This window comes from Streptomyces sp. NPDC001231 (assembly GCF_042896885.1).
Taxonomy (GTDB): Bacteria; Actinomycetota; Actinomycetes; order Streptomycetales; family Streptomycetaceae; genus Streptomyces.
Map to the genome: position 1 here is coordinate 51,798 of NZ_JBIAXS010000041.1, position 11,872 is coordinate 63,669.

The following is an 11,872-nucleotide window of genomic DNA, read 5'->3' on the forward strand; positions in this document are numbered from 1 at the left end:
CCCCGGGCCAGGGTGCCCATGAGGCCCGGGCAAGGTCCCGGGTCTCGGTCCGGCCCGTGGCGGGGCGCGCTCCGAGGGGAGCCGCGCCGTGCCGCGGGCCGGTCGCTTTCCGACCATTTTGCAAGGCTGCGCAGGGAGAAAACGGGATGGGACTGACGGCGAGGATCCGCACCCGGGACGGATGGGCCGTGTCGCACGCGGTCGTCACGATGACCGACATGACGGGCACGCAGGTGCTGCGGGCCGAAGCCGACACGGAGGGCACCGTACGGGACACGACGGTGCTGGGACCGGGTGCGTACACGGTGATCGTCACGGCGGTCGGGTACGCGCCCGCCGCCTCCAGCGCGATCGTCACCGCGAGCGGCCGGGCCGAGGTCGGCACGGTCACACTGGCCCGGCAGGGCGGCGCCGAGCTGCCCCCGCCGGGGCCGTGGACCATCGACCCGGCGCACTCCTCGGTCGCCGCGGTCGCCCAGCACCTGGGGATCTCCAGCGTGCACGGCCGGTTCACGGACTTCGCCGGCACCGTCGAGATCGCTCCCGACGACGTCACCAAGTCCCGTGTGGAGGCGGTCATCCGCGCCGACTCCATCGACACCGGCAACGGCATGCGCGACGGCCATCTGAAGTCCCCGGACTTCCTGGACGTGGAGCGGCACCCGCGGATCACCTACCGTTCCACCGGCGTGACCGCCGCCGGCCCCGACCGCTGGACCGTCCACGGCGAGCTGGGCATGCGCGGTGTGGTCCGCCCGGTCGATCTCGACCTGGCCTACCTCGGCACCGGCGCCGACCCCTGGGGCGGCACCCGCGCCGCTTTCCGCGCGACGACCGAGCTGCGCCGCGAGGACTTCGCCATGAACTACAACCAGGTCCTCCAGGCCGGTATCGCGGCCATCGGCACCACCCTGAGGGTCGAGCTGGACATCCAGGCGGTCCAGGGCACCGTGCTCCCCTCGGCATAGTCCACCGGACCCGCGGCCCGCCCCACCGGCCGCCGGACGGGGGCGGCCCGGGTCCGTGACGCGGAAGACCAGGTCCGTGGCCGGATCGCGGACCGCCGCTGCGCGCGATCGCCTGCTCCAGCGGGTCAGGGGCCCCCTCGGCGCTCATGCGGTTGCCAGTGCCCCGGCGGACGACGTTCGCCCCGTCGCGGCGCCCGGCACGCACCGGACGCCGCTCCTCCACGGGCAAACGTTGCCTGCCTCGGCGCTGGTGTCCCCCGGGCGCCGATCAACTACCCGTCGCTCACGTGGCGTTGTTCGCATCGACGATCCGGCGGGCGAGGTCGCGCAGCTTGACGTTCTCCCGCTGCGAGGCGCGCACCAGGCTGTCGAAGGCCTCCGCCGCGTCGATGTTCAGCCGCTCCATGAGGATGCCGGTGGCCTGGCCGATGAGGTCCCTGGTGCGCATCGCCTCGGTGAGCTGCTCGCGCACGGTGACCGAGTCCAGGGCGAGGCTGACGTGTGCGGTGAACAGCCGTCCGACGCGCGTCGCCGCGTCGTCGAAGACGTCCGGCTCGCGGGCGTAGACGGTGAGCACGGTCAGCCGCCGCTTGTCGGCGCGCAGCCGCAGCGCGAGCGCCGAGCGCAGCCCCAGGCCGGCCAGCGACGCGCCGCCGTCCTCGGCCTCACTGTCCGTCAGGTGCACGACGGGCGCATGCCACAGGTGATCCCAGTACGGTGACGGGCCGCCCCCGTCACCGTCGCCGGATCCCTCGGCGGTGCGCACGAGCTCGTCGGTCCAGGCGACCGTGCGGCGGCCGCTGCCGCGCTCCAGCACCGAGATGCCCGCGTGCTCGGCGCCCGGCAGCAGGCGCACGGCGAGCCCTACGGCGGCTCGCATGGTGCTGTGCGGGGTGACCGTGTCGTGCAGTTGCCGGGCCACCGTCGTCAGCGCTTCGGCCAGCTCAAGATCCCCCGGAAAACGGGGCAATTCAGAAAAGTCGGACGCAGGCACCACGAACCTCTTCGGCATGCACGGCCATACGGCCATGCGCAGGAGAGCTCCGCAGCACATTCCCGACTGCGAGCACAGGACGAACAGAACTTTATCTCGTCCTTCCCAGCAGGTTCCGCCTGGTTGACGGTCGGCCCCGGCCCCTGAACCGGCGCGCGGGAATGGTGCAATGGAGCCGGACGGGTCAGGAAGCGGCCTTTCGAGACCGGATGGACCTCTGCCTTCTACCAGGTGAGTGCGGTGACCCACTTCCCGAGCCCCTGCCGGGTGCGCGACCACCCCGGCCGCTTCCTGCTCGTCCTGCCCCCGGAGATCGACCTGTCCAACGCCCCGGCCCTGCGCGCCGGCGTCCTGGCCTTCGCCGCGGCCCGCTCCGACCGGCTGGACGTGCTGGTCCTGGACCTCACCCACACCCGCTTCATGGACTCCCAGGGCGCCCGCCTCGTCGAGGACGTACGGCACGGACTGCCCCCTGGAGTGCTGCTCCGGGTGGTGGCGAGGCCGGACGGTGTCCCGTACCGCGTCCTGGAGGTCACCGGGGTCCGCCGCGACGTACCCGTGCACGACGACCTGAGCGGGGCCCTCGCCTGAGCGAGCCGGGCGCAGGACACGCGACGGGCTCGGCCGACGAAGGGCCTTGGGGCCCGGCCGGCACCTAGGCTGCGCGTATGGCACCCGACATCGCGACCAACACCCGCGTCTCGCTGGATGAGCTGCTGGACTTCGTACGGCCCCGCCACCGCGCCCTGCTGCTGACCCGGCGGGCCGACGGCAGCCCGCAGGCCTCACCGCTGACCTGTGGAGTCGACGACTCCGGGCGGATCGTGGTCTCCACCTACCCGGAGCGGGCCAAGACCCGCAACGCCAAGAAGGACGCACGGGTCAGCGTCGTCGTGCTGAGCGACGAGTGGAACGGACCGTGGGTCCAGATCGACGGCACCGCCGAGGTCCTCGACGCACCGGAATCCGTGGAGCCCCTGGTGGAGTACTACCGCAACATCGCGGGCGAGCACCCGGACTGGGACGAGTACCGGGAGGCCATGGTCAGGCAGGGCAAGTCGATCATCCGGATCACTCCGCGGCGCTGGGGGCCGGTGGCGACCGGCGGGTTCCCGGCGCGGCCGGCACCGCGCGACGAGTAGTCAGCCGCGGGCGACCATCGCCTCGATACCGGCGACCAGCAGGTCCAGGGCGAAGGCGAAGTCGCGGTCCAGCATCTCCTCGACCGTGTCGCCGCCGCGGGCCGCCATGAGGCTCGCGGACTCCCGGAGCACCTCGGTGGCGTCCGGGGCCCGGGTGGCCGCGCGCATCGCGTGCCGGAAGTAGTCGTCCGGGGCCATGCCCGCCTCGGCGCAGCGGGCCACGAAGTGGCCCTCGATCGTGCCGTAGCCGTACACGAACTGGAAGACGGCGGAGATCGCCCCGGCCAGCCGCTGCTCGGGCAGCCCGGTACGGCGGATGACCCGCTGCACCGTGCCCGAGAAGGCGAGCGAGTTCGGGCCGATGTTGAGGAACGTCCCGGCGAGCGGCGACAGCCAGGGATGGCGCACCAGCAGCGCCCGGTACTCGGTGGCGAGCCGGCGCAACTGGTCGCGCCAGTCCGTCTCCTCGTCCGGTCCGGGCAGCCGCAGCTCGCCGAAGGCGGCGTCGAGGGCGAGTTCGAGCAGGTCGTCCTTGGTGTCGACGTACCAGTACACGGACATCGCCGTCACGTTCAGCTCGGCGGCGAGCCGGCGCATGGAGAACTTCGCGAGGCCCTCCGCGTCCAGCAGTCGCACCGTGACCTCGGTGATCCGCTCCCGGTCAAGACCGGACGGCTGCCCGCCGCGCCCGCCGCGGCGCGCCTTGCCCTCCAGCCAGACGCTGGTCCGCGCCGCGCCCTTGGCCCCCTGGGCTGCCTTCACCATGGCGCACCTTCCTCGAACTCCTGAACCACCGGTCGTGCCGGGCGCCCGGAGGCGCGCGGGGCGGTGCCCGGCAGGCGCTCCGCCGCGACGCGCGACCGGCCACGACGAACGCGCAGCCGCGCGGCGGCGGTGCCGCCCGAACTGGTGCTCTGACCGGAAAGGGTTCACCGGCTCGCGACGCCCTTCAGCTTCCCGGCCGACCTTTCCGGTGCGGCACTAGTGGGCCACCACCATCCCCGAGTCTGCCCGCTCAGCCCTGCGGAGCAACGCGGCGGCCAGCAGGCCACCGAGGAGCACGGCCACCGCCCCCACCAGCTGACTGGTCTCCAGCCCGGCGGAGAACGCGCCGGTCACCTGCTTCTTCTCGGCGGCCGACCCCGCCGCGGCCAGGGCCACCGGCAGGGACACCGCCGCGAACCGGGAGTTGAGCACCGCCCCCAGGACGGCCACTCCCAGTCCGTTGCCGAACTCCGCAAGCGTGCCGTTGATGCCCGCCCCGACGCCCGCCTTGGCCGGCGGGATCGCGCTCATGATGGCGTGGGCCATGGCCGGGTTGGCGATCGCGCAGCCCGCGCCGATGAGCAGCAGGCCAAGGAGTGTGCCGCCGTACCCGCCGGAGGCGAGCGTGGCGATCGACACCAGCCCGCCGGACATCAGCACCATGCCCAGCCCGATCGCCACCGGGGTGCCCAGCCGCGTCGTCCACCGGGCCGCGAGTCCGGTGAAGTTCAGCGCCACCACCGACAGAGCGAGCGGCGCGGTGCGCAGACCGGCCTCCAGGGGGCCGTAGCCGAGGACGAACTGAAGGTGCTGGGTGAGCAGGAAGAGCGCGCCGCCCATGCCGAAGGTGATCAGCACCGCCCCGGCGACCGCGCCCGTGAAGCGGCGGTCGCGGAAGAAGTGCATGTCGAGCATGGGGTACGGGATCCGGCTCTCGTAGAACGCGAAGAGGGCCAGCACCACCACCGCCACCGTCGCCGTGACCAGCACCCGTGTCGACGTCCAGCCGTGCGCGGGGCCCGAGATGATCGCGTACACCAGCGAGGTCATGCCGATCGTGGACAGCAGCGCGCCGAGCAGGTCGGGCCGGTCCCCTCGGGGGTTCTTGGACTCCGGGACGAGAGCGAGAACCGCGATCAGGCCCAGTACGGCGACCGGCAGGTTGATCAGGAAGATCGCGCCCCACCAGAAGTGGTTCAGCATGAAGCCGCCGATCAGCGGGCCGATCGCGAAGCCGAGGGCGTTGACCGCGCTCCAGATGCCGATGGCCTTGGGATGCTCGGCCGGGGCGAAGATCTGCATCGCCACGGCGAGCGTGGTGGTCAGCAGCAGCGCCCCGCCGACGCCCATGCCCGCGCGGGCGGCGATCAACTGTCCGGTGGAGTCGGCGAGGGCGGCGGCCAGCGAACCGATGCCGAACAGGACCAGCCCCGCCACCAGCATCTTCTTGCGGCCGTACCGGTCGGCGGCGCTGCCCGCGGTCAGCAGCAGCCCGGACTGCACGAGCGAGTACGCGTTGATCATCCACTGGATGTCGGAGGTGGCCGCGCGCAGCTCACGGGTGAGGGACGGGATCGCGACGTTCAGAACGGTGTTGTCCAGCAGCACGGTGAGCTGGGCGAGGCAGATGACGCCGAGGATCAGCCAGCGCTGGGGGTGGCCCTGGGCCGCCTGGGAGGAGGTCTGCTCCGGCGAGGTCGTCGACATGCTATACACCGTATAGGGCTTGTCTGTGCGGCGTACGAGCAGCGCGTGCGGCGACGATCGGGGGTCAGCGGCGGCGTGCGCCGACGATCAGCGGCAGCGACGTATGCGGCGGCAGCCAGACGCCGACGGCGTGCGGCTGTCGGCGTGCGGTGTGCGGTGTGCGGTGTGCGGCGTGCGGCGTGCGGCGTGCGGTGTGCGGCGTGCGGCGTGCGGCGTGCGGCGTGCGGCGTGCGGCGTGCGGCGTGCGGCGTGCGGCGAAGGCCGGACGTCAGCGGCGCGGAGAGTGTCGCCTCACGCCGCGGGCTTGATCAGGTAACCGGCCCCGCGCCGGGTGTGGATCATCGGTTCACGGCCGGCGTCGATCTTCCGCCGCAGGTAGGAGATGTACAGCTCGACGACGTTGGCCTGCCCGCCGAAGTCGTACGACCAGACGCGGTCCAGTATCTGGGCCTTGCTGAGCACACGGCGCGGGTTGCGCATCAGGAAGCGCAACAGCTCGAACTCAGTGGCGGTGAGGTGGATGTCCTCCCCTCCCCGCGACACCTCGTGACTGTCCTCGTCCAGGCAGAGGTCGCCGACCACCAGTACGGAGTCGGAACGCCGGGCGGCGGCACCCGAGCGCCGGATCAGCCCGCGCAGCCGCGCCACGACCTCCTCCACCCCGAACGGCTTGGTGACGCAGTCGTCCCCGCCGGCGGTCAGCCCGGCGACACGGTCCTCCGCGGCGTCCTTGGCGGTCAGGAAGAGGACGGGCACCCCGGGCAGTTCGCGGCGCAGCCGGCCCAGGACGGTGAGCCCGTCCATGTCGGGCAGCGTCATGGCCAGGACGACGGCATCGGGCCGGAACTCGCGCGCGGCCCGGGCGGCGCCGTGCCCGTCCTGCGCGCTGCGGATCTGCCAGCCCTCGTAGCGCAGGGCCATGGACAGCAGATCGGTGATCGACGGCTCGTCGTCCACCACAAGCACCCGGACGGGGCTCCCGTCCGGCCTCAGCAGTTCGGTGTGCCCCTGGGGCGAGGTCGTGGTCATGGGGGACACCCTTCAGGGAGCCTCTGAGAGCAGACTTTCACGTGTCTGTGATTTCCCTGAGAAACCCACAGGCGGTTCTCAGGAAACGCCTGGGAGGCACGTGACTCGGCTGCGTCGGCCCGGGAAGTCCCCGGCCGCCAGGGACTTCCCCGGCGGCCGGCACGCTTCAGAACAGCCCGTCCTGCAGCCCGTCCTGTACAGCCGCCCGGTTCCGCAACTCCCTTACCGGCACGGTGAATCCCACGCTCTGGGCAGGCCGCAGCCCCCAGCCGGCCATCAGCCGCGTGTCCAGCACGACGACTCCGCCACCGGCCGCCAGGTGCAGATCGGGCCCGGCGGCCGCGACCAGCTCACCGCTCACCACCCCGCCCGCGACAAGCTCGGTCACCTCGCCCACGGCGGTCGGCAGACCGGCCAGCCCGAAGATCCCGGCGTGATCGACAGGCCGGAACGGCTCCCGCTCCAGCGTCTCGGGCCAGCCGCCGAGCGCGCTCGCCCGCGCGTGCATCGCTTCGATCTCGGCGACCCGCTCTTCCTCGGTCACGGGAAGCGCGGACCGTACGGCGCGCTTCTCGGCGTACGGAATCCGGTCCGGGACCCCGAGCGCGGCGCGCAGCAACTCCTCGGTGCGGCGCGCCGCCATGAGCGGACCCGCGCCCAGCCAGCTGAAGCAGACGGCCCCCTGCTCAAGCAGCCGCGCGGAGCCCCGCTCCACGGCCGTGATCCCGGCCTTGACCATGCCGGGCCCGAACCACGCCAGATATACGTGGTAGAGCCGCGGGTCGTCGGCGATCGTGTCCGCCGCCACGGAGTGCGCCCGCTCCAGCCGCGCGCACTCCTCGCACCGCGCCCCCGCGCTCCGCCCCGGCACCGCCGCCCGGACGGGACACACGTGCCCCCGCGCTCCCACGCATGTCCGCACTCCCCCTTCCGCGACCTCGAAGGCCACCCGTTTCCCCCGCGGCAGCGCGCTCGACCGGCCGCCGTCCCACACCAGCACGGGACCGTCCGCCGACCACCGCAGCCCCGAGCACTTCCACACCCGCGTCATCCCTTGCGAGAGTACGGGCCTCCACTGACAACGCCTCCGGGGCCGAGCGCGCTCGGCCGCCCGGTCGGGTCCGGGCGCGGGGTTCCACGGTCGGGGAACGATCAGTCACGGACGTCGGCGACCCCCGCCCCGCGCTGCCGACGCCGCCTGACCAGATCCAGCACCAGCTCCCAGGCGGTCCCAGCACCGATCACCAGCCACACCACACGCACCCACGCCGCACTGCTGCTACTGGCGGCTCCCCACACAGCCGCGACGAGCCGCATCACCGTCCAGCCGTTGCTGTCGAAAAAGGACCGCTCCCGCCCCTGCGACACCGCCTGCTCCCCCCTACGCCCAGCCGACGGGCGTACCCCTGAAACGGCGTGCGAACGCCCACCGTTGCCCCCGCACAGAGACCGGACCACCCCTCAGCCTGGACAGCCGGCTGGCTTCCTGTTGTCGAGTCGGAGAGGACGACCCTTGAACTACGACCGACGGAAACATGGTCCCTGAAGGATGACGGCGACGATCCGGACGGTGATGACGGCCCGGCCGGAGTCCCGCCAGTCGTCTAAAGCCGCTTCAGGTTCCGGTCCAGAATCGCTCGGATTCGGTCAACGTCCGCAGGGTCCTGAACTCCCCGCTTGGGCAGGAGCGCGACCCCGGCCGCGCGGTCACCGCCCAACAGCACGAAGAGTCCGGGCGTCTCCAGATACTCCCGGAACACCGTCCAATCCATGCTGAAGGACGCCCGCTCGCCGGTGGTGGCCGCACCGCGGTCGTCGGCCACCGTACGGCACTGCCCGTACGACTCCACCATGCTGAACATCCGGCGGGCCATGGTGCGCAGACCTCGTACAGTGCCCCAGGACGCGATTGCCATGCAGAGCACCAGCGAGATGATCCACACGGGCAGCGGGACATCGCCGAGGACCGAGAAGACGACCACGCCGATTGCCGCCATCAGCGGCGCCATGAGCGCCTGCGCCCGGCCCGCGGGTGACCGACGGGCTCGTGCTCGGAGCGCCTCCTCGAAATCCGCGGCCGTCGGCCGGTAGACGAACTCCACGGCCGTACCGCGGTCCGTGTCCTGATGTGGGGGATCCCCGCCCCTGGTGTCCATGAGCAGGGATCCTAGCCAGGGGGTGTCGAACAGATCAGGGCCCGCCGTGCCAAGATCCACCGGACACCCCTGATCCACTCCCAACCGCGGTTGCCGTCAAAGGCTGCCGTCAGGACATAAGCCGGAGGCCCCGTGGATCACTCCACAGGGCCTCTGATCTCTTGTGCACTCGGCAGGATTCGAACCTGCAACCTTCTGATCCGTAGCTCTATGTGGATCGGTCGGTGACGGTCATACAGGCCGCTTCATGGCCCCTCGGAGGCGCTACTGGTCGAGGCTGGTTGATGCGGTTGCTGTACTTCCTTGCTGTACAGCTTGCTTCGCCGCCGCGTTCTGGGCATGAGCCTCACGCTGCAGTCGACGCTCGTAGTCCGCCCAGTCCTACTAGACCCCGATTACGATCGGGAGCGCGTCCGGCCGGCCGTAGGTGAGGATGCGCGTGAGTGCCTCCCTCATGCGAGCTATGTCCGCGGCCGGTGCATGTAGGACTGCCTCGACTACCGGGTCGTCCAGGAACAGGGCTTCCAGGGAATCGGGGTCGAACGTGACCCGAAGGATGTCCCCTTCCAGCTCCACCGTGCGCACACATCCGTACGCGGTGTTCTGGTCGGGGGTGACAACGCAGTACGAGTCGGAGCCGTTACGGATGTCCTGTGCCTCGGGTTCCCCGAAGGAGCTCTGGAACTCAAGCGCGAAGCTCTCTCCGTCTTCTGACTCGGCAACTCCGGCAGTCAGGGCATAGATGTCTGGCCCTGGCTCGTGCCACCCGTAGGCGATATTCGCAGTGAATCTGTAGGTCACACGCGTGTTCTACCAGGGCCTGCAACGGACGATAACGTGAGGGCGGCGGAGTCAATGGCCGAGTCAAGCCGATGGGCGCCGTCCACCAGCGAGGACGCCGCCCGTGCCGGATGCCGGCTTTGAGATCTGGCCTCATCCTTATCAGGTCGATCATGGGGAGTCGGCATCGTCGGCCAACCGGCCGGTGTCCTTGGCTGATCGTCCGTTGCCATTCGGCGTTGGTCGGCGCTGTCCGCACCTGTTGGTGTCAGCCGTTGATGTCAGCCGACCGACTCCCCTAATCCAGACACGGCAGCCATTCGACGAACAACGCGCTTTCGCACCGCTCCGCCATGCGCCTGCGTGACCGTAGTCCGAGCCGCACACATTGCCGGATGCCGGAAGGCAGTTGCTCCCGCCATCTGCCGCGCCCTGCAGATGAGGCGTCGCGCCCGGACTGTCATCATGCTGCCCGGGGCGGACCTTGGCGTTGGGGGCCGCGTGACGTGAGAAGAGTGTGGCGCGGATGCTCGGAATCCAGACCGATGCGTGGGACACAGCCGGGGGAGTGTTCATGACGATCGTGGGACTGGGCTGTGCGTGGTTGGGCGGGCTGGCTGTGCTCCGGCCGGACCGGCCGCCGCAGCTGATCGGATCGGTGACCGCGGCAGGTGTGTCCCAGCGGCGGGCGCCCCGTCGGGCCAGTGGTGTTGTCGTTGGACGGCACAAGTGAAGCGGCCCGTGTCCTGGAGCGAGGCGGCACTCGTGAGCGCCGCCTGCTGGGCGGTCAGCGGACTGGGATACGGGGTGCTCGCCGCCCTCGATGAGCCGCATCTGTCCCCTGCACCCCTGATCGGCATGGGCCTGGCCCAGTGGTTCTTTGCGTATCACCGCTGCTGGCGGGCGGCTGTCGCGGCGTGCCTCACGGCGTTTGTCGTGTTGTTCGGGCTCGTGGACATCCTGCGGCCAGGCCTGAGCCGGTACGTGGCGGATGCCCTGGCCGTGGGGACCGCCTCGACGGTCGCCCTGACCGTCTTCGCCCTGGTCGACCGCGCCAGCGGACGCCATCATGACGCGCAGGCTGACCCCAATAACGCGGGCACAACACCACCAGCTTGACTTCGTAGCCCCCTGAGATGTCTTGACAGATCTTCTGTCAGTTCTTCTGGAAGTGATGACCCAACACTCTGGCGTGCGGCGGCTCACTGCAACTGAGCCCGTGACCTGCGTGGATGCCGGGACTAGCTGTCATCATCTGTCAACGCCGGTTCGCCTCGGACGGCCCAGTGACGGCCCGAGCCGGTTACGCACAGTCGTTCCGGTGTACGGCCTCGACCTGCGAAGATCAGGGCGGCAGCTGTCATGTCTCGGCCGTGATTCGCCTCGGACGGCTCGCTGTGGGGATCTCGGGGAGGGGATCACGTGGAATTGAGCGCTGCACGACCTGATCCGCCACGGCGTCGCCTCGTCCTGTACGCCGGTGGCTGGTTCCTCTGCGCCCTCTTCATGCTGGGCGGTTCTGTGGCATGGGGCGCGCTCGACTGGGCCGCCGCTCTGGGCACAGGCGCGGCAACCGGCACACTGCAGATCGATCGGTGTGAGACGAGATCTGGCTCGAGGGGTACGCCGAAGCGGGTCTGCCTGGGCGTCTTCCGCTCGGAGACAGGTGAGCTCGATGAGCATGCAGACGTGCCATCCCAGAGCCAGGCCGGCAACTCCATACCCGTGACACGAACGCTCCTCGGGGAGTACGTACAGCGGGATGGAAATTCCACAGCAGGAGCAGCATTCCGGACACTGGTCTTCGCGACCGTGGGTGCCGGGTGCGGTGTGGCTGGCGGACGCTACGTGCGTCGCTGCTTCAAGTGATCCGCCACGTGTGATCGCGGTTGGCGGAACGGCTTTGGGCGGGAGCTGCTTTGGGGCGAGTGATCATGGCCCCGTAAGCTTCCGGCGAGTCGGGCAGTCTGTGGACCTGCCCGTTAAAGCACGACGTTGGGGCCATGATCTTAGAGGCTCGCCCCAAAGTGGCTGCCTAAAGCCGTGGAGCCGACCGCCCCAGCCACAGAGGGTTTTCTCTGCTCTACCCGCTGCACGCAGCGCGCCGCCGGGCGGGGCCGCCGCTGGCGAAGACAGGGCGGCGGCCCCGCCGATAAGGCGGCGCGCTCCCGCGCCGTGCGCGGGCTTGATGAGGTAGAGAAATCTGTAACAGCTCAGGCGTGCAGGGGCTTGTCTGGTCTCGGTTGATGCTTGACGTTGTGGCTTCACCTGATGCTTGACACCGCTTGCCTCGGCTTGGCTGTGCGCATCTGATCCGCGTGCAGGGAGGGC

General features: G+C 70.5%; 12 protein-coding genes. 4 read left to right on the forward strand and 8 right to left on the reverse strand.

The window, feature by feature from the left end; translation table 11 throughout:
• The first annotated feature begins 146 nt into the window (after positions 1-146).
• A complete protein-coding gene (locus tag ACFY3J_RS34745; protein ID WP_384185623.1) occupies positions 147-968 on the forward strand; it encodes a YceI family protein in 822 nt (273 codons plus the stop codon).
• A 283-nt stretch (positions 969-1,251) separates the two neighbouring features.
• On the opposite strand, the gene ACFY3J_RS34750 is transcribed toward ACFY3J_RS34745, so the two are convergent.
• Complete coding sequence (locus ACFY3J_RS34750; protein WP_390842500.1) at positions 1,252-1,980, reverse strand: GAF and ANTAR domain-containing protein; 729 nt, start codon at positions 1,978-1,980, stop codon at positions 1,252-1,254.
• Between the two features lie 222 nt (positions 1,981-2,202).
• On the opposite strand from ACFY3J_RS34750, the gene ACFY3J_RS34755 reads away from it, so the two are divergent.
• Entirely contained in the window at positions 2,203-2,553 is a 351-nt protein-coding gene (locus tag ACFY3J_RS34755; RefSeq protein ID WP_384185620.1) for an STAS domain-containing protein, read from the forward strand.
• 77 nt (positions 2,554-2,630) lie between these two features.
• Positions 2,631-3,104: a PPOX class F420-dependent oxidoreductase gene (locus tag ACFY3J_RS34760; RefSeq protein ID WP_384185617.1), complete on the forward strand. Its 474-nt coding sequence runs from the start codon at positions 2,631-2,633 to the stop codon at positions 3,102-3,104.
• Here ACFY3J_RS34760 and ACFY3J_RS34765 read toward each other — a convergent pair whose 3' ends face one another.
• From ACFY3J_RS34765 to ACFY3J_RS34795, 7 genes are all read right to left on the reverse strand, one after another.
• Positions 3,105-3,869, reverse strand: a complete 765-nt coding sequence (locus ACFY3J_RS34765) for a TetR/AcrR family transcriptional regulator (protein WP_384185615.1) — start codon at positions 3,867-3,869, stop codon at positions 3,105-3,107. It lies immediately after the preceding gene.
• A gap of 216 nt (positions 3,870-4,085) precedes the next feature.
• On the reverse strand, positions 4,086-5,576 hold the full coding sequence (locus ACFY3J_RS34770) for an MFS transporter (protein ID WP_384185612.1): 1,491 nt from the start codon (positions 5,574-5,576) through the stop codon (positions 4,086-4,088).
• A gap of 291 nt (positions 5,577-5,867) precedes the next feature.
• Entirely contained in the window at positions 5,868-6,605 is a 738-nt protein-coding gene (locus ACFY3J_RS34775) for a response regulator transcription factor (RefSeq protein WP_384185609.1), read from the reverse strand.
• 166 nt (positions 6,606-6,771) lie between these two features.
• Positions 6,772-7,656 carry a DUF2797 domain-containing protein gene (locus ACFY3J_RS34780; RefSeq protein ID WP_384185607.1) on the reverse strand — a complete coding sequence of 295 codons (885 nt, stop codon included), beginning with the start codon at positions 7,654-7,656 and terminating at the stop codon, positions 6,772-6,774.
• A gap of 101 nt (positions 7,657-7,757) precedes the next feature.
• Positions 7,758-7,973, reverse strand: a complete 216-nt coding sequence (locus ACFY3J_RS34785) for a hypothetical protein (protein WP_384185605.1) — start codon at positions 7,971-7,973, stop codon at positions 7,758-7,760.
• 236 nt (positions 7,974-8,209) lie between these two features.
• On the reverse strand, positions 8,210-8,761 hold the full coding sequence (locus ACFY3J_RS34790; protein WP_384185602.1) for a YcxB family protein: 552 nt from the start codon (positions 8,759-8,761) through the stop codon (positions 8,210-8,212).
• A gap of 384 nt (positions 8,762-9,145) precedes the next feature.
• On the reverse strand, positions 9,146-9,562 hold the full coding sequence (locus ACFY3J_RS34795) for an Imm10 family immunity protein (protein WP_225077063.1): 417 nt from the start codon (positions 9,560-9,562) through the stop codon (positions 9,146-9,148).
• Positions 9,563-10,282: 720 nt separating this feature from the next.
• On the opposite strand from ACFY3J_RS34795, the gene ACFY3J_RS34800 reads away from it, so the two are divergent.
• Entirely contained in the window at positions 10,283-10,660 is a 378-nt protein-coding gene (locus tag ACFY3J_RS34800) for a hypothetical protein (RefSeq protein ID WP_390842498.1), read from the forward strand.
• Positions 10,661-11,872: the final 1,212 nt, after the last annotated feature.